We start from the raw sequence: 21,217 nt of genomic DNA, 5'->3' as shown, positions 1-21,217 counted from the left end.
ATCCCCTCGTCGTCTGCCCGTCGGCCTCAGAACCCGAACTGACGGACACCATCTGAGGTCTGAGCCGATCTCACAGTAATGCGCCGCCGTGTGATCGGGCAGGGTTTTGTTGGATGTGGCCGCGCTCGTGACTGCCGAGACGCGGCGGTCGCAGGCCACTGACCTGCCCTCATGTCGAATAGGTAACGATTGGGTGCTAATCGGTGTCGCCTCGCGATCGGTGCCGGTCAGAGCTGTTTGTCGAAGCACTTCTCGAGTGTTCGTGTCCTGATCCGCCAACCGTCGTCGGTCAGCAGCCACGTGTCGGCGTACCAGATCCCGATCAGGAAGGTCGACGAATCCGGTGTCTGCATCGGGTTGAGGCACAGGGTGCGGGTGGTCGCGGTGTCGCCCGCCACCCGCATGTCGTGGTTACCCAGGAGATGGCAGTAGGCCGAGAAGCTCGGAAGGACTTCGGCGAGCCACGCTTTGACCTCGGCAGGTCCACCGACGATGCCACCCATGACGCTGTAGTCGACGACGGCGTCCGGGGTGAAGACGCTGTCGAGGTCGTCGAACCGGCCCGAGTCGACCGCGGTCGAGTAGTCGGTCAGGATCTGCTGGATCTCGAGTCGTGCGGAGATCTCTTCGATGCTCAACATGTCTAAGGATTACCAGTGTCGAGCGGGCGTCGTTAGTGTTGTGGGTATGGCAGTGAGCCGCCCCACCGACAAGTCCGACGAGGTGCAACGCGCACCGCGGGCGAGAATGACCGGTCCGCAGCGCCGACTACAGCTGATCGAGGTCGCCAGAGGGCTGTTCGCGGAACGCGGTTTCGAGGGGACCTCGATCGAGGAGGTCGCACAGCGCGCAGGCGTGTCCAAGCCGATCGTCTATGAGCACTTCGGCGGCAAGGAAGGTCTCTACGCGGTCGTGGTCGATCGCGAGATGGAGACCTTGCTGGAGATGGTCACCTCGTCGCTGACCAAGAATCGTTCGCTCTACCGCGTTCAGCAGGTGGCTCTGGCGTTGCTCACCTATATGGAGGAGCGAACCGACGGGTTTCGCATCCTGGTCCGCGGGGATCGCACTGGTGGTGACGAAACAACCACGTACTCAAGCCTTCTCAATGATGCGATCAGTCAGGTCGAGCACATCCTGGCAAGCGATTTCGAACGTCGTGGCTTTGATCCCGCGTTGGCGCCTCTGTATGCGCAGGCGCTGGTCGGAATGGTGTCGGTGACCGCGCAGTGGTGGTTGGACGTCCGGGAGCCACCCAAGGAAGTCGTGGCGGCGCATCTGGTGAATCTGTGCTGGAACGGACTCACCAGGCTCGAACCCGATCCGAAGCTCGTCGGGCCCGATTACGTGGAGAACCGAGAACGCACCACCGTCGAGGACTGAGCACCCGCCTCGCAGCTCGCGGGCGGTGGACGGTCGTGGGTGTCCGAAGGCCTTGCGCAGCAACGAGTTCCAGGTCAGTGCAGCAGTAGGCTCCGCTTTGCGAGCCCCATCCAGAAGCCGTCGATCACCTGATCGGGCTTCTGCTCGACGCCGCTGCTCGCGCCGAGCGCGACGAACAGTGGTGAGAAATGCTCGATGGTCGGGTGCGCGTAGGGCATCCCCGGGGCGCGATTGCGGAAGTCGATGAGGGACTCGACATCTCCTGCGGCGAACCGCTCCTGAGCCCAGGCATCGAATTCCGCCGACCAGCCCGGCGGGGTCGCCTCGGGCGTCCGGTCGGTGAGGTAGGGGAGTCCGTGAGTGGTGAAACCGGACCCGATGATCAACACGCCCTCGTCTCGCAAGGGGGCCAGACGGCGACCGAGGTCGAGCAGTCGTTCGGGGTCGAGCGTGGGCAGGGAGATCTGGAGGACCGGGATGTCGGCGTCGGGATACATCACCGTCAGCGGCACGTACGCACCGTGGTCGAGGCGGCGATGGCGGTCGTGGGCGATCGGTTCGCCGTCGGGCACCGATCCCGCGATCCGGTCGGCGAGATCGTGGGCACCGGGTGACCAGTAGGTGGTGCGGTAGAAGCGATCGGGGAAGCCCCAGAAGTCGTAGGTGAGCGGGGTGGTGGGGTCGGTCGATCCGATGGTCAGCGGTGCCGCCTCCCAATGCGCCGACACCACGAGGATCGCGGACGGCCGGTCGAGGCGACCCGCGAGTGCCGACAGTTCGGACACCCAGCGCTCGCTGTCGACCAGCGGGGGCGCGCCGTGGCTCAGGAAGAGCGCGGGTTGACGTGTCATTGCCTCTGACATGGCCATATCCTACTCAACTGGACCGCAGTCCGTTTATTCCCCCGAGGTGCCTCGGACGTGAGTGGCTCCGACCATCCGGCATCATCGTTCCCATGGTCTCGATCCGTCCCGCCAGGCAGGCCGACTGCGCCGCGGTCGCCGACATCTACCGACATTACGTGGAGCACACGGTCGCGACGTTCGACTACGAGGCGCCCGATCGCGAGGCCTGGGAGGCCAAACTCGCGGCGATCACTTCTGCCCGCCGGCCGTTCCTGGTGGCCGCCGACGCCGCCGGGTCGGTCCTCGGCTTCGCCTACCTCGGCTCCTTTCGCGACAAGCGTGCGTACGCCTGGACGGCCGAGGACACGATCTACCTGGACCCGGACGCCGGGGGACGGGGGATCGGCTCGGCGTTGCTCGGTGCGCTGCTCGAGGCGGCCGACCCGGACAACGTGCGGCAGGTGATCGCGGTGATCGCCGCCGCAGGCGGAGAGGCGTCGATCGCGCTGCACACCAAACACGGCTTCACCGAGGTCGGCCGAACGCCGGCGGTGGGCTACAAGTTCGACCAGTGGATCGACTGCGTGTATCTCCAGCGACCGCTGCGCTGATCCGTCGTCACACCCACGAACTAGAATCGCTGGAGTGTCATCAACCCCCGCCCTCCACGGGCTCGCCGCGGTCACATGTTCGGACAAGGCGATCGCGGATCTGGTGGGGAGGCGCGGTCAGGAACGGCTCGACATCAGTGCGCCGGACTCGGCCCGGCCGTTCGTGGTCGCCTGCCTGGCCGGTGCCGCGAAGACCGAGTCCTCCGCCGCGCCGCTGCTGGTGGTCTCCGCCAACGGTCGCGAGGCAGATGATCTGACCGCGGAGCTGACCGAACTCCTCGACGATCCGGCCGCGGTGGCGCAGTTCCCGTCGTGGGAGACGCTGCCGCACGAGAGGTTGTCGCCGAGCGCCGACACCGTCGGTCAGCGACTCGCGGTGCTACATCGGCTCGCCAACCCCGCCGAGGGCACCGCCCTGCGAGTGGTGGTCACCACGGTGCGCTCTCTGGTGCAGCCGATGGCGCCGGGACTGGGTGACACCCGCACCATCACGCTGCGCGAAGGCGTCGAGATCGACTTCGAGGTTCTGCTGAACGACCTGGTCGAGATGGCCTACGAACGTGTCGACATGGTGGGCCGGCGTGGCGAGTTCGCCGTGCGCGGCGGCATTCTGGACGTCTTCCCGACCACGGCCGACTTTCCGGTGCGCGTCGAGTTCTGGGGCGACGAGATCTCGGAGATCCGGGCCTTCTCGGTGGCCGACCAGCGTAGTCAGCCGGAGATAGATGCGTCCGTCGTGCGCATCCATCCGGGCCGCGAGCTGATCCTGACGCCCGAGGTACGCGCACGCGCTGCGGACCTCGCGGCCGAGCATGCGGGCGAACAGGTGCTCGCCGAGATGTTGTCGAAACTCGCCGAGGGCATGCCCGTCGAGGGTATGGAAGCCCTGATCCCGATGCTCGTCGAGGGTCGTATGCAGATGCTGACCGAGGTCTTCCCGGACGGCACCGGTGTGCTGCTGCTGGACCCCGAGAAGGTCCGCACCCGCGCTGCCGATCTCGCGCAGACCGGGGCAGAGTTCCTCGAGGCGTCGTGGACGGCGGCCGCACTCGGGGCCGACGCTCCTGTCGACGGCCGGTCCGCCGACGGTTCCGGCATCGATCTGCAGGCGAGTTCGTACCGCTCCCTCGACGAGGTGGAGAAGACGACGCTGGCCGCGGGCCGTCCCTGGTGGACGATGAGCCCGCTGTCCACCGGGAGCGGTGACGAGGTCGAACTCGACCTGACCGCCGCGCCGGCCCCGCGCGGGAACGAGTCGGACATCGCCGCCACGTTCGCGAATCTCCGCGCGCATGTCACCACCGGTGGTACCGCAGCGGTCGTCGTGGCGGGCAAGGGAACAGCACAGCGCGTCGGTGAACGTCTGGCCGAGGCGGAGGTGCCCGCCGAGATCGTCGAACCCGGTGTGCGGCCCCAGCCCGGCCAGGTGTCGGTGTTCCACGGCACGTTGCGCAGTGGTGTGGTGTGTCCCGATGCGCGGTTGGTGATCGTCACCGAGACGGACCTGACCGGTAACCGGGTGGCCGGCGTGCGCGACGGCCGGCGGTTGCCCGCCAAGCGTCGCAATCAGGTCGACCCGCTGGCTCTCACCGCCGGGGACATGGTGGTCCACGACCAGCACGGGATCGGCAAGTTCGTCGAGATGATCGAGCGGACCGTCTCCGGGGCGCGCCGGGAGTATCTGGTCCTCGAATACGCGGCGAGCAAGCGAGGTCAGCCCGGCGACCGGCTCTTCGTGCCGATGGACGCGCTCGACCAGCTGTCGCGGTACGTCGGCGGCGAACAACCCTCGCTGTCGAAGCTCGGCGGATCCGAATGGCAGAACACCAAACGCAAGGCGCGTAAGGCCGTTCGGGAGATCGCGGGGGAGCTCGTGCAGCTCTACGCCGCCCGTCACGCGGCCCCCGGTTATGCCTACAGTCCGGACACGCCGTGGCAGCGCGAGATGGAAGACGCCTTCGACTTCACCGAGACGATGGATCAGCTCACGGTCATCGCCGAGGTGAAGTCGGACATGGAGCGGGCGGTCCCGATGGACCGCGTCATCGTCGGCGATGTGGGGTACGGAAAGACCGAGATCGCCGTACGTGCCGCGTTCAAAGCGGTGCAGGACGGCAAGCAGGTCGCCGTCCTGGTGCCGACAACCATTCTTGCGCAACAGCATCTGCAGACCTTCACCGAGCGGATGAGTGAGTTCCCGGTCCGGGTCCGCGGTCTCTCGCGATTCACCGACACCAAGGAGTCGAAGGAGATCATCGACGCCATGGCGACCGGTGACGTGGACATCGTCATCGGAACCCACCGTCTCCTCCAGACCGGCGTCACCTGGAAAGACCTCGGTCTGGTGATCGTCGACGAGGAACAGCGGTTCGGCGTCGAGCACAAGGAACACATCAAGTCGTTGCGGACACATGTCGACGTGCTGACGATGTCGGCGACGCCGATCCCGCGAACGCTGGAGATGTCGATGGCCGGTATCCGGGAGATGTCGACGATCCTGACGCCGCCGGAGGAACGGCATCCCGTCCTCACCTACGTCGGCGCATACTCGGGCAAGCAGGTCGGCGCCGCGATCCGACGCGAACTCCTGCGCGACGGCCAGGTCTTCTACGTGCACAACCGCGTCTCGACGATCGACAAGACGGCACGCGACATCGCCCAGATGGTGCCGGAGGCACGGGTCGTGGTGGCGCACGGTCAGATGAACGAGGATCAGCTCGAACGCACTGTCGCAGGATTCTGGAACCGCGAGTACGACGTGCTGGTCTGTACGACCATCATCGAGACCGGTCTCGACATCTCCAACGCCAACACCCTCATCGTCGACCGTGCCGAGAACCTCGGACTGTCCCAGCTCCACCAGCTGCGCGGACGGGTGGGCCGCAGTCGCGAGCGGGGGTACGCCTACCTGCTCTACAGCCCGGAGCGGCCACTCACCGAGACCGCCTACGACCGCCTCGCCACCATCGCGCAGAACAACGAGCTCGGCGCGGGCATGGCGGTGGCACTCAAAGATCTCGAATTGCGCGGTGCGGGAAATGTGTTGGGCGCCGAGCAGTCCGGGCACGTGGCGGGTGTCGGATTCGACCTCTACGTGCGACTGGTCGGTGAGGCGGTCGAGGCATATCGTGCGGCCGCCGACGGGACACCGGTGTCGACGAGCGAGCCGGCCGAGGTGCGGATCGACCTGCCGGTGGATGCCCACATACCTGTCGAGTACGTCGACTCCGACCGGCTACGTCTGGAGGCCTACCGGAAGCTCGCATCGGCGACCGACGACGAGGCGGTGGAGAGTGTCCTGGCCGAACTCGCCGACCGCTACGGTGAGCCCCCCGAGGAGACCAGCCGACTGGCGGCGATCGCGCGACTACGGCTGCGCTGCCGCGAGCGGGGGGTCACCGAGATCGGTCTCGCCGGTACCGGCGTGAAGATCGCACCGATGACCCTGCTCGACAGCGAACAGGTTCGGCTCAAGCGGCTCTACCCGGCGGCCGGATACCGGGCCACGACGTCTGTCATCACGCTGCCGCTCCCACGGACGGGCGGTGTGGGGTCGTCCCGGCTACGCGACGAGGAGGTCATCGACTACCTCAACGGCTTCCTGCTGGCGCTTCGGCCGCAGCCCGACTGAGCCCGAGCGTCGCCGCCGGCCTCGTCCCGCCGACCGAGCGGGAGCACATCCGAGCTCGCAATGATTCCATCGTCGGCGCGGCCTGTGTCCGCAGCGAATTCGTGCGCGCACTGGGTTACCGTCATGGCATCTGCACCCTGAACGGAGGTCGTCGCCGTGACCGTCGTGCTTCTCGACCCGCTTCGTCCCGACGTGATCCCCTTGCGCGCGATCGCACTGCTGTCCGGGCCGCTGGTGATCACCGAGGACATCCATCCGTCGACCCTGTGGGAGCTGGGTACGACGTCTGCGTCCTGGTCGGAGGTGGACGATCCGACGTCGACGTTGCTCACCGGCGACCGTTCGCATCCCTTCGTGCAGGCAAGGATCGAGCGGGGCGAGGACGTCATCACCGCGCGGCCGGTGGCAGGCGATGCGTTGCTGGAAGCGGTCGCGCTCATGGACACCCTCCGTCGCAACGGTCCCTGGGAGAGTACTCAGACGCACGCCTCGCTGCGCCGGTATCTCCTGGAGGAGTGCTATGAACTCCTCGACGCGATCGACGACGGCGACCTGGACCTCCTGCGTGAGGAACTCGGTGATCTGTTGCTGCAGGTGCTGTTTCACGCCCGCATAGCCGCCGATGACGCCGACCATCCGTTCGACATCGACGATGTCGCCAGGAGCTTCACGGTGAAGGTGAAGGGCCGGACCCCGGGGGTCCTGTCGGGTGCGCACGCGGATCTCGAAACGCAGATCCGCGAGTGGGAGGAGCAGAAGGCCGCGGAGAAGAATCGCGAGTCGGTCCTCGACGGTGTGGCCACCACCGCACCAGCGCTGGCGCTCACACAGAAGGTGCTCGAGCGGTTGTCGGCCGCCGACTACCCGCTCGAGACCATCGATTCCGCGATCACCACCGTCGTCGTCGAGCCGGGTGGTGACAGTGCCGAAGAAGTTGCACGACAACGTGTGCGGGATCTGATGAACCAGGTTCGGGCTGCCGAGCGACGAGCTCTCGCCCGCGATGAAACACTGGACAGTCGCGAAGCGTGGCAGGAAGTGCTGACGGGTGACGGTGCCAGCCCGGAATCGCGCACGGTCGACGCAGATCTGCGCACGGTCGGCGGAAAGTCGGGCGCGTTCGGCGGGGAGTGAGCCGAGCGACCCCCACGGCGGCGAGGCTCAGCTCTCGAAAAGCCTTTGCCCCCACCATTCGCCGGGTCGCAGCCCCGGCGGGACCGCGAACACCGACGACCCGTTGGGGATCAGGTATTCGGTCATCGCGTCCTGACGAGACAGGACCTGCTGCATCGGGACGAACTGCTTGCCGGGGTCCCGGTTGAATGCGATGAAGAACAGGCCGGCATCGAGGTGTCCGAATCCGTCGGAGCCATCGGTGAAGTTGTAGCCGCGACGCAAGATCTGCACGCCGCCGAGATTGTCGGGATGGGCGAGCCTCACGTGCGCGGTGCGGGGGATCATCGGTGCGCCGTAAGACGTGACGTCGAAGTCCGGCGTGTCGAACTCGTCCTGCTGACCCAGCGGCGCGCCGGACCCTTTCGAACGACCGATGATCTGTTCCTGTTCCAGCAGGTTGGCGCGATCCCACGGTTCGATGTCCATGCGGATCCGGCGGGCGACGAGATACGTGCCGCCCGTCATCCAGCGGGCGTCTGCGGAGTTGTCTTCGTTCGCAACCCACACCCACCGATCGAGGAGATCGGTGTCCTCGGCCCGAAGGTTCGCGGTCCCGTCCTTGAAGCCGAACATGTTTCGCGGCGTGTCCTGGGACGCGGTGGTCGACGACGTGCGGCCGAATCCGAGTTGCGACCACCGGACGGCCACCACACCGAGTCCCATCCGGGCCAGGTTCCGAATGGCGTGCACCGCGACCTGCGGGTCGTCGGCGCAGGCCTGCACGCAGATGTCGCCGTAGGAGCGCGATGCCTCGATCTTCTCGGCGGCGAATGCCGGCAAGTCGACCAGGGCGGCGGGCTTGCGGCCGGCGATACCGAAGCGATCGCGACGTTCCGGATCGGATGCACTCGGTCCGAAGAGTCCCGGGCCGAAACCGATGGTCAGCGTGAGGTTGGCGGCCGCGAGACCGAGCGCCTCTCCCGTGTCGGCGGGTGGCGTGTAATCGCCGAGGCCGACGGCGCCGTCCGGCGCCGTCTGCTCGCCGCGCGTCATTCGCTCGGCCGCGACCGTCCACTTCTGGAGCATCGCCACCAGATCGGCACGGGAGTCGGTGATCACGTCGAAACTCGCGAAATGCAAGCGGTCCTGGGCGGCCGTGATGATCCCGGCCTGGCGTTCACCGCGGAAGGTGACCACCTGTGCTCCGCTGGTGTCCTCCGCGGCGGTCGCCCGGCCGATCGCGCCGCCGGCCGCCGCCGCAACCACCCCGACGCCGGCGCCCCCTAGCAGCGCCCGACGCGAGATGCGTTGGCGTCCTGAGGCTCCGGTCGGCGGCGAGGTGTTCTCGGACATCTATCCCAACACCAGCCCCGGGACCTGCGACAGGGACGCCGACAGCGCGTCGATCTTGTTGGAGAGGTCCTTGCGCTGCTCCTCGGTGACCTGGGTGTAGGTCACGTAGCCATCGCCGTCGCGGTATTGGTTGATGGCGGTGCGGACATCGGCGAACTGAGCGGTGATCTTGTCCATCAGCGGCTGGTCCTTGGCAGAGATCATCGGCTGCATCTCGGCGATCAGTGTCTCGGCGCCGTCGACGTTGGCGGCGAAGTCCCACAGGTCGGTGTGGGAGTACCGGTCTTCTTCGCCGCCGACCTTGGTTGCGGCGATCTCGTCGATCAGCGCCTGGGGTCCCTGGACGAATTGGCGTGTCTCGAAGTTGAAGTCGGGCTTGTCGACCTCGGTCTTCAGGTTGTTGACGTTGGCGAGCAACTCGTCGGCGACCTTGTCGAGTGCGGCCTTGTTGTCCTGGGCCTTGGCGTCGGCGGCGTCGGCCGGGGCGATCTGTCCGGGCCCCTCGCCGACCTCTGCAGGCTGTGGCGGCCACAGGTAACGCTCGACGCGATGGAAGCCGGTGAACGGTTGGGTTCCACCCTCGGTGTCGTCCCAGCGCATGTCGATCGCGGGATCGAGGTCGGGGAACGATTCGGCGACGGGCTCGATGCGCTCGTAAAAGGTACGGACCTGGCCGAACATCGCCTTCGCCTGCTCGAGTTCGCCGGCCTTCACGTGGTCGACGAAGATCTGTGCCTGAGCCGAGAGCCCGTTGACCTGGCCGCGCACGTAGTCGAGGTAGCGCGTCTTGGCGGCGTTCACGTCGGCGGGCACTTCCTCCTTGGCCTTCTGATCGCCCGTCACCTCGACCTCTTTGCGGATGCCGGTGCCGACCATGCCCGGCTTGCAGGCCACGGCGTAGGTGCCCGGGTCGGTGATCTCGACGGTCAGATTCCCCGACAGCCCCGGCCCGATGTTCTCCACCTCACCGAGCACCCGGTTGTTGTTGCCGTAGACGTAGAACTCGGTCACCTTGGAGCCGTTGTTGGTCACCTTGAAGTTCACGTCTCCGGTCTGGGCCTCGGTGCTGTCGAGGTCGCAGCCGTCGTTGGTCGAGGTGACCGCGATTGCGCCGCTCTCGCCGGCCTTGGCGGTGCAGCCGGCCAGTATGAGCGGCGCGGCGACCGCCAGCGACAGCAACGCGACGGGTGTGGTGATTCTCGGATTCACCCTGTAGTTCCTTTCAGGTACCGGCGTCGGTGGCTGCCGGAGCTTGTGCGGTGGACTCGTCTTCGGACCTGACGGGCCGTGGACGGTTCGCGCGGACGAAGAAGAAGAGGACGATCGCGACATAGAGGCACCACGCCACCACCTGGAGGACGGTGGGATCGGGCCGGACGTTGAAGATGCCGGCGAGCACGGTGCCGTACCACGACGATTGGTCGTAATGCTCGGAGATGTCGAAGGCGAGGTTGCTGCCACCGGGCAGCCACCCGACTGTCTGGAGGGCGCGCACCCCGTAGGACAGGATTCCGGCAGCGACGAAGATCAGGAATATCCCGGTGTAGAGGAAGAACTTGTGGAAGTTCAGCCGGACCGCACCGCGATAGAGCAGCACGGTCACCACGATCGCGCCCACGATCCCCAGGAACAGGCCGACCAATGGCCACAGGCTGCCCGACACGCTCTCGGCGTAACCGACCATCAGCAGAGCTGTTTCGAAGCCTTCGCGCCCGACGGCGAGAAACGCCAGGCCCATCACCGAGGCGCCGCCGGTGAGCAACGCATGGGACATGCCGTACTTCAGGTCGGTCGAGATGTGCGCGGCCGCCTTGCTCATCCACAACACCATGAACGTCACGATCACCACTGCGACCAGGGACGCCAGGCCGGCGATGAGCTCCGCGGTCAGCGTGGTGACGGTCGACGTGCCCAGGTGGATGACCAAGAAGATCACGAGAACCATGGCGACCGCGGCCGAGACCCCGGCCCAGATCCACTTCAATGCGTCCCGACGATCCGCTTTCACGACGAACGCCACCAGGATCATCACCACGATGCCCGTTTCGAGGCCTTCGCGAAGACCGATGAGTCCGCTTCCGAACATCTGCGCGAAAATCGAGGGCGCGCCACCCGCGGCCAAATGCTGCATGCCGGACTTTCTGCGTCTGAATCACACCGGTGATCAGGTTTGGTGAGGCTAACCACGTGACAGTAGCCTCGCAGCGCGGGAACCGAAAGAGGTACCCCACAGTTGTCATGGAGAACGGGACAAATGACTCAGAAGGAGATGCCGTGAGGGGGCGCAAGATCGTGCGGCGCGGGGCGGGTCACCGGCTGGTCATGGCTCCGCTGATGATCGGCGCGACCGCGCTCGTCGCCTCGGCATGTCTCGACCTTCCCTCCGTGAACCGTCCCGACATCCCCGACGGCATTCCGCCCGGGCCAGGAGTGCCGACCCCGTACATCGACGTCAACGCGCCAGGGCGCACCGCCGAACTCCTCCGTGGCTGGGCCGGGCCCATTTCCGACTCGACCGGCATCCCGCTGATCGCGCTCGAGGCATACGGCAACGCTGCCGAGATCCAGCGTCAGCAACACCCGGAATGCGGACTCGCGTGGACAACGCTTGCCGGGGTCGCGGCGGTGGAGAGCAAGCACGGTACCCACCACGGCACCGACATCGCGGCCAACGGCGATACTGCGCCGCCGATCCGTGGCGTGGCCCTCGACGGCACCAGGGGAAACATGCAGATCCACGACACCGATGGCGGGAAGCTCGACGGCGACTCCACACACGACCGCGCGATGGGCCCGTTCCAGTTCATCCCGGAGACATGGAAGCGCTACGGGGTGGATGCCAACGGTGACGGCAGGGCCGATCCCGACAACATCGACGACGCCGCGCTGTCGGCGGCTCGCTATCTCTGCGTCTCCTCTGGGGGCGACATGACCACCGCGGAGGGCTGGGAGGACGCGGTGAAGGTCTACAACAACTCGATGAAGTACGTCCTCGACGTGCGTGACCGAGCCAATGCCTACTCGGTGAACGTCCGATACTGAGGCTGTGGCCGGGTCCATCCCTTGTCACGTGCGCCCAGCGGGCAACGATTAGGCTTTGTGCCGTACCCGTCGGCGTTGAAGTGGCGTCGACCCCGTCGACCATAAAGGGGCACAGCTGTGGCAATGATCGAGCAGGTCGGTGCACGCGAGATTCTCGATTCGCGGGGCAATCCGACCGTCGAGGTCGAAGTGGTTCTCGACGACGGCACCTTCACCCGCGCGGCGGTCCCCTCTGGTGCATCGACCGGTGAGCACGAGGCCGTCGAATTGCGCGACGGCGGTGAGCGTTACGGCGGCAAGGGGGTGACCAAGGCGGTCGAAGGTGTTCTCGGTGAGCTGGCACCGGCCGTGATCGGTCTGGAGGCAGAGGACCAGCGCCTTGTCGACCAGGCGCTGCTTGACTGCGACGGCACCCCGGACAAGGGGCGTCTCGGTGCCAACGCCATCCTCGGCGTGTCACTCGCCGTCGCCAAGGGCGCCGCCGAGTCGGCCGGTCTGCCGCTGTTCCGTTACCTCGGCGGACCGAATGCCCACATCCTGCCCGTCCCGATGATGAACATCATCAACGGAGGCGAGCACGCCGACAACGGAATCGACTTCCAGGAGTTCATGATCGCGCCGGTCGGCGCCCCCACGTTCAAGGAAGCCTTCCGCTGTGGCGCCGAGGTGTATCACGCGCTGAAGTCGGTCCTGAACAAGCAGGGGATGAACACAGCGCTCGGCGACGAGGGCGGATTCGCGCCGGACCTGCCGAACACCGAGGCCGCGCTCGCCGCCATCGGCGAGGCAGTCGAGAAGGCCGGCTACACGTTCGGACAGGACGTCGTCGTCGCACTCGATGCCGCTGCGACCGAGTTCTACTCCAACGATGTCTACAAGCTCGAAGGCAAGGACCGCTCGTCGAGCGACATGATCGCCTTCTTCGAGAAGCTCGTCACCGACTTCCCGATCGTGTCGATCGAGGACGGGCTCGCCGAGGACGACTGGGCGGGTTGGGCGGCCCTGACCGAGGCCATCGGCGACAAGGTGCAGCTCGTGGGCGACGACCTGTTCGTCACCAACCCCGAACGCCTCGAGCGTGGCATCTCGGAGGGTGTCGCCAACGCACTCCTGGTCAAGGTGAACCAGATCGGCTCCCTCACCGAGACGCTCGACGCCGTGGCACTTGCCCACAACAACAGCTACAAGACGATGATGAGTCACCGCTCAGGGGAGACCGAGGACACCACCATCGCCGATCTGGCCGTGGCATGCAGCTGCGGACAGATCAAGACCGGCGCGCCGGCCCGCAGCGAGCGTGTCGCGAAGTACAACCAGCTCCTGCGGATCGAAGAAGGTCTCGGCGACGCGGCACGGTACGCGGGGGACCTCGCCTTCCCGCGATTCTCGTTCGGTTCGTGATTAGCTTGAACCCATGACATCAGGCGGGCGCCGGGAGCCGAGCGAGCGGGCCCAGTGGACGCGTGGGACGCCGAACGGGCGGCGTCATCGGGCTCGGGCAGATCGACGTGGCGTCGCCGCGCGCGGTCATGCTCGTCCCCGGTCGCCGGGGGCCACCCCCGGGCCCACCCGTCCGTCCAGGGGCTCGGTGACCGAGACCGGCGAACAGGAAATTCACACCGACGATCTCGATTCGGCGGGACAGGATGTGACCGCGGCGGACTCTCACGTCGGTGGTCGCGTCCTTTCGCGCGGACGGCGCTCGGCGGCGCCCGCTCGGGGGCGCCCGCGCTTCGATCGCGCATCGCTGACCGCCCGTTGGGAAGGCCTGGATGCCAAGCGGGCGATCATCCTCGCACTGGTCATCAGTGTGGTCGCGCTGACGCTCGCGATGCCGGTTCGTACCTATTTCTCGCAGCGTGCGGAGTTCGACCAACTGCGGGCGAGCAACGACCGTCTTCGGTCCGAGGTCACGGACTATCAGCAGAAGGTGAATGAGCAGGGCGACCCGGCCTACATCGAGGCGAAGGCGCGCGAGCGACTTCAGTTCGTCCGACCGGGGGAGAAGGCGCTGGTGATGATGTTCCCCGATGATGATGCGCGGATCGCTGCGCAGAAGCAGGCGCAGGAGCGCGCACGAAATCCGTGGTACGGGAATCTCTGGGAATCTGTGTCGACCCCTCCGAACGCCAAGTGAGCGTCTCCGAATCGGACCTGGCCACGATCGCGGCGCAACTCGGACGGGAGCCGCGTGGCGTCATCGAGGTCAGCTACCGCACGCCTGACGGCGCACCCGCGGTGATCAAGACGACGCCCCGTCTGCCTGATGGCACACCGTTCCCGACGCTCTATTATCTGACCGATCCGCGGCTGACCGCCGAGGCGAGCCGCCAGGAGTCGGCCGGGGTGATGAAGGAGATGACCGCACGACTGGGCACCGACCGGGAACTGGCGGCAGCCTATCGTCGTGCCCACGAGTCGTATCTCGCCGAGCGTGACGAGATCGAGTCGCTGGGCACCGATTTCACCGGCGGTGGCATGCCAGATCGTGTGAAATGCCTGCACGTCCTGATCGCCCATTCGCTGGCGAAGGGGCCCGGCGTGAATCCGCTCGGCGACGAGGCGGTCGCGCTCGCCGCCGAAGGGCCCTTGCGGGGTGCGGCGATACCGATGGACTGGCCTCGCTCCTCGTACCACCACACCACGGAGGATGAGCAGCAGTGACCGTCGTGGGGGCCGTGGATTGCGGAACCAACTCGATACGTCTGCTGGTCGCACGGGCTGACGCCGTAGTCCCCTCCGCCGACCGAGGAGTCGCGTCCTCCGCTGATCGAGTAGGCGTCCCCTCCGCCGACCGAGGAGTCGCGTCCTCCGCTGATCGAGTAGCCGACGAGCGCGGCGAGGAGGCGTATCGAGATCACCCGCCCGGCCCCCTCGTCGACATCCACCGCGAGATGCGCGTCGTCCGGCTCGGCGAGGGCGTCGACGCCAACGGCGAGTTCGCGCCGGCGGCCATCGAACGCACGCGAAAGGCGTTGTCGGATTACGCCGACATCATGGTGGCGGCCGGTGTGGATCGTGTTCGGATGGTAGCGACGTCGGCGACGCGCGATGCAGCCAATCGCGACGACTTCTTCGCGATGACCTCGGAGATCCTCGGTCGGGTCGTGCCTGGCGCACGTGCCGAGGTGATCACCGGTGACGAGGAGGCGCGTCTGTCGTTTCGCGGTGCGGTCGGCGAACTCGATGCTGCCAGTGGTCCTTTCGTGGTCACCGATCTCGGTGGCGGGTCGACCGAGGTGGTGGTCGGTGACGCGGACGGCGTGTCTGCCGCGTACTCCGCCGATATTGGATGCGTTCGGCTGACCGAACGGTGTCTGCCGTCGGATCCGCCGACCGACGACGAAGTTGCCGCGGCGCGTGAATTCACCCGCGACCGACTCGATGCGGCCTTTGCCGCTGTACCAGTGGGCGATGCCTCTACCTGGGTCGGGGTGGCCGGCACGATGACCACGTTGTCGGCGGTCGGTGCGGGATTGACCGAATACGACCCGGAGGTCATCCATCTGTCGCGGATCTCGCTCCACGAGCTCGACGCGGTGTGCAGGCGATTGGTCGGCATGACCCGTGCCGAGCGTGCCGCGCTCGGCCCCATGCATCCGGGCCGTGTCGACGTGATCGGCGGTGGCGCTCTGGTGACCAAGGAACTCGCCAGGGTCTTGCGAGAGCGAGCCGGGATCACCGAACTCGTGGTGAGTGAGCACGACATCCTCGACGGCATCGCGTTGGGCCTGCTGGACTGACCGCCCGGATCGGCCATCTGGTGAGCAAGCCGATGTTGTTGTCCCATCCGGTCCCTGAGGAAGCCGGAGCTTGCGGAGGCTGTCTCGAAGGGCCCTTCGAGACGCTCGCAGGCTCGCTCCTCAGGGAGCGGGGTGGTGATGCTCGCAGGCTCGGCTCTGAGTGGGCGGGTGGTGTTTGCGGGCCGCTCGTCAGCGAACCGAAGCTGCGGGACTCCGCAACGAGAGGTTGTTGCAGGCCTCGCACACGGTTTCGGGGATGATGCCGCGACGCTGAAGGAAGCCGAACGCGACGCACCCCAGGCACAGGCCGAACACCGACTCGAGGCCGGCCGCGACGATGAGTAGGGCCACCACGATCTGCGCCGCGGCGCCCGCGCCCAGCAGCGACAGTACGAGGGCTGCGCCGCTGAAGATCAGCCCGATCGTCTGGGCGAAACGTTTCGGAGGTCCAGGGACGAGCTTTGTCTTACGCCAGATCTTGGGCACGATCACGCGGACCGAAAGCTGTCCGAACGGCGAGAACCGAGGCCCGGCCATCACCCGCAGCAGGAATCCGAGTGTCAGGATCGCGTACACGATCGGGCTGTCGACCAGGAGCGCGACCGCCGCGAGCACCACGACGAGCCCGGCGGTCGAGCGTGCCGCGTACTCGTTGACCGGGTTGGGGAAGGTCAGGGCCGAGGGCAGCGAACGGGACATGCGAACCTCCTGGAGACAACGACGGCTCAGACTAGGTGGAACCACACCCGCCGGGCAATTGTTCCGTTCACGCGGGTTCGAAGGTGGCGATGGTCGCCAGGACGTCGTCGCCGTACTGCTCGAGTTTCGCGTCGCCGACACCCGACACGCTGCGTAGCTGCTCCGGGGTTTCGGGACGTCGGGCCGCCAGTTCTCGAAGGGTGGCGTCGTTGAACACGACATACGGTGGCACGCCGCGACTCGATGCCTCGCTCTTGCGCCAGGCGCGTAGGTGTTCGAACAGTCCACGGTCGGCTTCGGGCAGGTCGTCGGTCCGCCTAGCAGATCGGCTCCGGGCGACCGCGCGCACCGGATCGTTCCGCAACATCACCGCGACCTCACCACGCAGCACCGCGCCGCTCTTCTCGGTGAGTGTCAGAACACCGTAATCACCCTGCGGCGCAATGATTCCGGTGGCCACCAGCTGTCGGATGGCGCTGCGCCAGCCCGCCGGATCGAGTTCGGTACCGATCCCGTAGGTGGTGAGACGGTCGTGGCCGAACTCCCGGATGCGGGCAGTGTCCGCGCCACGCAGGATGTCGACGAGGTGCCCGGCGCCGAATGACTGCCGGAACTCTCGCTGCAACCGGACGATGGTGGACAGGAGCTTCTGTGCGGGGACCGTCCCATCGGAGGTGTCAGGCGGGTTCAGACAGGTGTCGCAGTTTCCGCACGGCTGCGTGGCGTCTTGGCCGAAGTACCGCAGGAGTTGCCCGCGGCGGCAGTCAACGGTCTCGCACAGCGCCAGCATCGCATCGAGGTGCTGCTGTTGGACTCGACGGTGATTCGCGTCACCGTCGGACTGATCGATGAGCCGGCGTTGCTGCATGACATCGGCGAGGCCGTAGGTCATCCATGCCACCGACGGCAGACCGTCGCGGCCTGCGCGCCCGGTCTCCTGGTAGTAGCCTTCGACACTCTTCGGCAGATCGATGTGCGCGACGAAACGGACGTCGGGTTTGTCGATGCCCATGCCGAACGCGATCGTCGCGACCACCACCACGCCGTCGGCCCGCAGAAACCTCTCGAGCGTCCGGTGACGAACGGTCCGGTCGAGACCCGCGTGATACGGCATCGCGTCGACGCCGTTGGCCGCGAGGAACGCGGCGGTCTTCTCGACCGACGCCCGACTCAGGGCGTAGACGATGCCGGTGGCCGGTGCCCCGTCGACCACTCCCTCGGTGCGGATGAACTCCAGGAGCTGTTTACGCGGTTCGGACTTCCCGACGATGCGGTAGGTGATGTTGGGCCGGTCGAAGTCCGCGACGAAATGGCGGGCGTCTGCCAGATGGAGTCGCTCGGTGATCTCGGCGTGTGTCCGCGCGGTCGCCGTCGCGGTGAGCGCGATCCGCGGGACCTCAGGCCAGAGCTGCGCCAGGTCGCCGAGCGAAAGATAGTCCGGCCGGAAGTCGTGACCCCACTGCGACACACAGTGCGCCTCGTCGATGGCGAAGAGCGCGATCTTGCCCTGTTGCAGCAGGTTTCGTGCCCCTGCGGTGTTGAGTCGTTCCGGTGCGACGTACAGGAGGTCGAGCTCGCCGGAACGAAACGCGGCCTCCACCTCGGCACGCTCGTCGGGCGTCTGGGTGGAGTTCAGAAATGCCGCGCGCACACCGAGTTCGCGGAGTGCGGCCACCTGGTCGGCCATGAGCGCGATGAGCGGCGAGACCACGATGCCGCAACCTTCGCGGACGAGGGCCGGCACCTGGTAGCAGAGGCTCTTGCCGCCACCGGTGGGCATCAAGACCACGGCGTCGCCACCGGCGACCACATGTCCGACGATGTCTTCCTGATCGCCGCGGAACGACTCGTATCCGAAAGTGGATTCCAGCACGTGCCACATGTCCGACATGGGCACAAGGTTACTGGCGTCGTGTGTCAGGGTTGTTCGCCCGGCAGCTCGCCCACGTCCACCGGCTCCTCCGGTACCTCGGACGCGCTGGGTAGAGCCGCTTGCTCGGACCCCGGCAGTTCACCGAGGTCGACCGGGTCGCCGATGTCGTCACCGTCGTCCCCGGCTTCGCCATCCTCGAGTCGTGCGTCGTCACCGGCGTCGAGCACGCCCCGCTCCTCGTCTTGCCGGGCCTTACGTGCCGCGTCGCGCATCTCGAAGCCGTCGGTGACGAGGTCGCCGATCTCCCTCGCGACGCCGGCCACCGCGCCGGTGATGATGGTGGCTATCCGGCCCACGTGATTGGCCGTCGATTCGACCAGTTCCTGGACCAGGTCCTTGTTTCGTTCGATGCGGTCGACCATGATGAAACCCCCTCGAGCTGACGGTCGGGTGGATGTGCACAGAGACTACCCCTGCGCACACCCATCGTCCTCAGGCCGCCGACGCGGGGTTCTCACGTTCCACCGTGACCACCAGGTCGTTGTCGTCGCGGGTCATGAAGTTCGGCAGCGACAACTTGGCGATCTTCTTCCACGTCGAGAGCAACTGGTGGCTCAGTGAGCCGGTGTTGTAGGGCAGCCCGTAGCGTTCGCAGATCTCGCGGACCTCACCGGAGATCTCGGGATAGCGACTCGCCGGGATGTCGGGGAACAGGTGATGCTCGATCTGGTGTGACAGGTTGCCGCTCATGATGTGGAAGAGCGGGCTGCCGGTGATGTTGGCCGAGCCGAGCATCTGTCGCAGATACCACTGGCCGCGTGTTTCGTTCGCGCATTCCTCCGGGGTGAAGGTCTGTGCGCCGCTGGGGAAGTGGCCGCAGAAGATGATCGAGTACGTCCAGATGTTGCGGACCAGGTTGGCCGAGGCGTTGCCGAGCAACGTGGAGACGAACAACGGTCCGGTCAGTGCCGGGAACACCACGTAGTCCTTCAGGACCTGGCGACCGGCCTTGCGCCACATGCCTTTCACGAGACCCTTGACGTCGTACCACTTGCGCTTGCCCGCCACGATGTTCTCGACCTCGAGGTCGTGGAGCATGACGCCCCACTCGAACAGCAGCATCAGTGCGGTCGCGTAGCCGAGATTGCCGAGGTAGTAGGGATTCCACTTCTGGTCGCGGTCCATCCGCAGGATGCCGTAACCGATGTCGCGGTCCTCGCCGACGATGTTGGTGAAGGTGTGGTGCATGTAGTTGTGGCTGTGCCGCCACTGATCGGCGGGGCAGACGGTGTCCCATTCGAATTCGCGGGAGTTGTACGTGTCCTCACGCATCCAGTCGTACTGACCGTGCATCACGTTGTGGCCGATCTCCATGTTGTCGAGGATCTTCGACACGGAGAGGGCGCCGACGGCCGCGACCCACGCCGGTGGGAAGAAGCCGAGGTACATGAGACCGCGACCGGCGATCTCGAAGCCCCGCTGAGCCCGGATGATCGAGTACAGGTACTCGCGGTCCTTCTCGCCGAGGTCGGCGACGATGCGAGCTTTCAGCTCGTCGAGGTCACGGCCGAGTGCCTCGACCTGCTCGTAGCTGAGTGTGATGTGGTTCGGGTTCTCGTCGGCGACCGGCCGATCGTGTTCGGCCGGGTGATGCTCGACGACGACTCCCGTGAGCGGTTCTGTGGTGGGTGCGATCTCGGTGCTCGTCATGGCTATACCTCGATTTCCACGTCGCCGACAGGTGCGTTGATGCAGAGTTGGATCCGCTTGTCGGCTTCGATGTCGGTTTCGCCGGTCAACACGTTGCGTGTGCAACCGGATTTCTTGATGGCGGTGCAGGAAAAGCAGATCCCCATCCGGCAGCCGGATTCCGGGCTGAGCCCGGCGGATTCCGCCTGGTCGAGGATGGTGCGGCCGTCGTTGGTCGCGGATCTCCCGGAGTTCAGGAAGGTGAGCTCGCCGTCGACGGGAGCGTCCGGGTCGACCGCGATCGGCGATGCGAGGACGAATGCCTCGCTGTGCAGGGGCTGGGTCATCCCGGTCGTGTCGTAGTGGTCGTTGACCGCGTCCATCAGCGCCGGGGGCCGCAGACGAACAGGTGCGCGTCGTCGATGCCGGCGATGTCCGCGAGATGGTCGCCGGTGAAGTGTCCGGCACCATCACCGCGGGTGTAGTGCAACCGTAGGTCGATGGTGGGATTCGCGGCCGCGAGCGCGGTGAGTTCCGCCCGGTAGGCCACGTCTGCAGGACTGCGCGAGTAATGCAGGAAGGTGATCGGTCCGGGGTGGTTCTCGGATACGAGCGTACGCACCATCGAGAGTACAGGTGTAATTCCACTGCCGCCGCTGATGAAGACGGCCGATCGGGGCCTCGGCGTGGGGAGGGTGAACTCGCCTGCCGGCTGGCTCAGTCCGACGACCATCCCGACATGGGCGTGGTCGCGCAGGTACTTGGACACGAATCCGTCGTCGTGTGCGGTGATCGTCAGTTCGATGTCGCCCGTCGAGTTGTCCGCGGTGTTGGCCGGCGAGAAACAACGAACATGGCGAACACCGTCGATAACTGTGCTGAGCTGCACATACTGTCCGGCTTGGTGGCCTTTCCACTGCCGGGTCGGACGCAGGACGAGTCGAACGGTCCGATCCGTCGGCTGATGGACGGCGACCACCTTGCCGCGGATGTCGCGCCAGGTGAGCATGGGGTCGAACAACTCGAGATAGCGGTCGACCGGGTGAGGGGAGAGGGCGGCCTCGACGATGGGGCCGACAAGCGAGGGGATGCGGATGCTCATGGGCTGGCTCCGTTCGTGGGTGCTCGTTTCAGTGAACATCTGTACACAAGAAAGTGTGGCATGTCTCGGGGGTGCGTCGTCAAGCGATATCTGGTGTGATGGCCACCACGCGCCGGCGGGCGACGGCGGG

Annotated in this window: 18 protein-coding genes and 1 pseudogene; 9 read left to right on the top strand and 10 right to left on the bottom strand. The window is 66.3% G+C overall.

Going from position 1 to position 21,217, the window contains the following annotated elements; translation table 11 throughout:
* Positions 1 to 227 precede the first annotated feature (227 nt).
* Positions 228 to 641, bottom strand: a complete 414-nt coding sequence (locus GTV32_RS08590) for a nuclear transport factor 2 family protein (protein WP_161059786.1) — start codon at positions 639 to 641, stop codon at positions 228 to 230.
* A gap of 46 nt (positions 642 to 687) precedes the next feature.
* Between GTV32_RS08590 and GTV32_RS08585 the strand changes: the two genes are divergently transcribed.
* A complete protein-coding gene (locus GTV32_RS08585; protein WP_161059785.1) occupies positions 688 to 1,383 on the top strand; it encodes a TetR/AcrR family transcriptional regulator in 696 nt (231 codons plus the stop codon).
* 74 nt (positions 1,384 to 1,457) lie between these two features.
* Here the strand turns inward: GTV32_RS08585 and GTV32_RS08580 are convergent, their stop codons facing one another.
* Positions 1,458 to 2,252 (bottom strand): class III extradiol ring-cleavage dioxygenase, encoded by a 795-nt coding sequence (locus GTV32_RS08580; RefSeq protein ID WP_161059784.1) that lies wholly within the window; start codon positions 2,250 to 2,252, stop codon positions 1,458 to 1,460.
* Positions 2,253 to 2,338: 86 nt separating this feature from the next.
* On the opposite strand from GTV32_RS08580, the gene GTV32_RS08575 reads away from it, so the two are divergent.
* The 3 genes from GTV32_RS08575 to GTV32_RS08565 all read left to right on the top strand — a co-directional run bounded on the left by GTV32_RS08575 (position 2,339) and on the right by GTV32_RS08565 (position 7,604).
* A complete protein-coding gene (locus GTV32_RS08575) occupies positions 2,339 to 2,839 on the top strand; it encodes a GNAT family N-acetyltransferase (protein WP_161059783.1) in 501 nt (166 codons plus the stop codon).
* A 34-nt stretch (positions 2,840 to 2,873) separates the two neighbouring features.
* Complete coding sequence (gene mfd / locus GTV32_RS08570) at positions 2,874 to 6,470, top strand: transcription-repair coupling factor (RefSeq protein WP_161059782.1); 3,597 nt, start codon at positions 2,874 to 2,876, stop codon at positions 6,468 to 6,470.
* Between the two features lie 156 nt (positions 6,471 to 6,626).
* Entirely contained in the window at positions 6,627 to 7,604 is a 978-nt protein-coding gene (locus tag GTV32_RS08565; protein ID WP_161059781.1) for a MazG family protein, read from the top strand.
* A gap of 27 nt (positions 7,605 to 7,631) precedes the next feature.
* On the opposite strand, the gene efeB is transcribed toward GTV32_RS08565, so the two are convergent.
* Genes efeB through efeU form a run of 3 tightly spaced genes read right to left on the bottom strand, consistent with a single transcriptional unit; the run spans position 7,632 to position 11,070 of the window.
* The gene (gene efeB / locus GTV32_RS08560; protein ID WP_161059780.1) at positions 7,632 to 8,939 is read right to left on the bottom strand and encodes an iron uptake transporter deferrochelatase/peroxidase subunit; all 1,308 of its coding nucleotides are present in this window, start codon (positions 8,937 to 8,939) and stop codon (positions 7,632 to 7,634) included.
* Positions 8,940 to 10,148 (bottom strand): iron uptake system protein EfeO, encoded by a 1,209-nt coding sequence (gene efeO, locus GTV32_RS08555; protein ID WP_161059779.1) that lies wholly within the window; start codon positions 10,146 to 10,148, stop codon positions 8,940 to 8,942. It abuts the gene before it with no gap.
* Positions 10,149 to 10,161: 13 nt separating this feature from the next.
* On the bottom strand, positions 10,162 to 11,070 hold the full coding sequence (efeU, locus tag GTV32_RS08550) for an iron uptake transporter permease EfeU (RefSeq protein WP_161059778.1): 909 nt from the start codon (positions 11,068 to 11,070) through the stop codon (positions 10,162 to 10,164).
* 191 nt (positions 11,071 to 11,261) lie between these two features.
* Between efeU and GTV32_RS08545 the strand changes: the two genes are divergently transcribed.
* The 5 genes from GTV32_RS08545 to GTV32_RS08525 all read left to right on the top strand — a co-directional run bounded on the left by GTV32_RS08545 (position 11,262) and on the right by GTV32_RS08525 (position 15,724).
* Positions 11,262 to 11,981, top strand: coding sequence for a lytic murein transglycosylase (locus tag GTV32_RS08545; protein ID WP_161062415.1), 720 nt, complete (start codon positions 11,262 to 11,264; stop codon positions 11,979 to 11,981).
* Positions 11,982 to 12,098: 117 nt separating this feature from the next.
* Positions 12,099 to 13,382 (top strand): phosphopyruvate hydratase, encoded by a 1,284-nt coding sequence (gene eno / locus GTV32_RS08540; RefSeq protein WP_161059777.1) that lies wholly within the window; start codon positions 12,099 to 12,101, stop codon positions 13,380 to 13,382.
* A gap of 187 nt (positions 13,383 to 13,569) precedes the next feature.
* The gene (locus GTV32_RS23815; RefSeq protein ID WP_343287259.1) at positions 13,570 to 14,118 is read left to right on the top strand and encodes a septum formation initiator family protein; all 549 of its coding nucleotides are present in this window, start codon (positions 13,570 to 13,572) and stop codon (positions 14,116 to 14,118) included.
* The gene (locus GTV32_RS08530) at positions 14,115 to 14,645 is read left to right on the top strand and encodes a DUF501 domain-containing protein (protein ID WP_161059776.1); all 531 of its coding nucleotides are present in this window, start codon (positions 14,115 to 14,117) and stop codon (positions 14,643 to 14,645) included. The genes GTV32_RS23815 and GTV32_RS08530 overlap by 4 nt, the downstream gene beginning before the upstream one ends.
* Positions 14,642 to 15,724, top strand: a complete 1,083-nt coding sequence (locus GTV32_RS08525; protein WP_161059775.1) for a Ppx/GppA phosphatase family protein — start codon at positions 14,642 to 14,644, stop codon at positions 15,722 to 15,724. Before GTV32_RS08530 ends, GTV32_RS08525 begins: the two co-directional genes overlap by 4 nt.
* Positions 15,725 to 15,913: 189 nt before the next feature.
* Here the strand turns inward: GTV32_RS08525 and GTV32_RS08520 are convergent, their stop codons facing one another.
* The 5 genes and pseudogenes from GTV32_RS08520 to GTV32_RS08500 form a co-directional block, all read right to left on the bottom strand.
* Complete coding sequence (locus GTV32_RS08520) at positions 15,914 to 16,423, bottom strand: DUF4395 domain-containing protein (RefSeq protein WP_161059774.1); 510 nt, start codon at positions 16,421 to 16,423, stop codon at positions 15,914 to 15,916.
* A 67-nt stretch (positions 16,424 to 16,490) separates the two neighbouring features.
* The gene (gene recQ, locus GTV32_RS08515) at positions 16,491 to 18,314 is read right to left on the bottom strand and encodes a DNA helicase RecQ (RefSeq protein WP_161059773.1); all 1,824 of its coding nucleotides are present in this window, start codon (positions 18,312 to 18,314) and stop codon (positions 16,491 to 16,493) included.
* Between the two features lie 26 nt (positions 18,315 to 18,340).
* The gene (locus GTV32_RS23370) at positions 18,341 to 18,718 is read right to left on the bottom strand and encodes a hypothetical protein (RefSeq protein ID WP_237421501.1); all 378 of its coding nucleotides are present in this window, start codon (positions 18,716 to 18,718) and stop codon (positions 18,341 to 18,343) included.
* Positions 18,719 to 18,788: 70 nt separating this feature from the next.
* Complete coding sequence (locus GTV32_RS08505; RefSeq protein ID WP_161059772.1) at positions 18,789 to 20,006, bottom strand: acyl-CoA desaturase; 1,218 nt, start codon at positions 20,004 to 20,006, stop codon at positions 18,789 to 18,791.
* 2 nt (positions 20,007 to 20,008) lie between these two features.
* Positions 20,009 to 21,087 (bottom strand): annotated as a pseudogene (locus GTV32_RS08500) (FAD-binding oxidoreductase).
* Between the last annotated feature and the right edge of the window lie 130 nt (positions 21,088 to 21,217).

Origin of the sequence: Gordonia sp. SID5947 (genome assembly GCF_009862785.1) — a bacterium.
In the GTDB taxonomy this organism is placed as follows: Bacteria; Actinomycetota; Actinomycetes; order Mycobacteriales; family Mycobacteriaceae; genus Gordonia.
Note: the sequence above shows the minus strand (reverse complement) of the source record. Positions and strands in the feature narration are given on the sequence as shown.

What these genes read in the sequence shown, in the direction of transcription:
- GTV32_RS08590 (WP_161059786.1), bottom strand. Translation starts at nt 641, where the DNA reads ATGTTGAGCATCGAAGAGATCTCCGCACGACTCGAGATCCAGCAGATC.
- GTV32_RS08575 (WP_161059783.1), top strand. Translation starts at nt 2,339, where the DNA reads ATGGTCTCGATCCGTCCCGCCAGGCAGGCCGACTGCGCCGCGGTCGCC.
- GTV32_RS23370 (WP_237421501.1), bottom strand. Translation starts at nt 18,718, where the DNA reads ATGGTCGACCGCATCGAACGAAACAAGGACCTGGTCCAGGAACTGGTC.
- GTV32_RS08585 (WP_161059785.1), top strand. Translation starts at nt 688, where the DNA reads ATGGCAGTGAGCCGCCCCACCGACAAGTCCGACGAGGTGCAACGCGCA.
- GTV32_RS08520 (WP_161059774.1), bottom strand. Translation starts at nt 16,423, where the DNA reads ATGTCCCGTTCGCTGCCCTCGGCCCTGACCTTCCCCAACCCGGTCAAC.
- recQ (WP_161059773.1), bottom strand. Translation starts at nt 18,314, where the DNA reads ATGTCGGACATGTGGCACGTGCTGGAATCCACTTTCGGATACGAGTCG.
- GTV32_RS08580 (WP_161059784.1), bottom strand. Translation starts at nt 2,252, where the DNA reads ATGGCCATGTCAGAGGCAATGACACGTCAACCCGCGCTCTTCCTGAGC.
- GTV32_RS08545 (WP_161062415.1), top strand. Translation starts at nt 11,262, where the DNA reads ATGGCTCCGCTGATGATCGGCGCGACCGCGCTCGTCGCCTCGGCATGT.
- GTV32_RS08505 (WP_161059772.1), bottom strand. Translation starts at nt 20,006, where the DNA reads ATGACGAGCACCGAGATCGCACCCACCACAGAACCGCTCACGGGAGTC.
- efeU (WP_161059778.1), bottom strand. Translation starts at nt 11,070, where the DNA reads ATGCAGCATTTGGCCGCGGGTGGCGCGCCCTCGATTTTCGCGCAGATG.
- efeB (WP_161059780.1), bottom strand. Translation starts at nt 8,939, where the DNA reads ATGTCCGAGAACACCTCGCCGCCGACCGGAGCCTCAGGACGCCAACGC.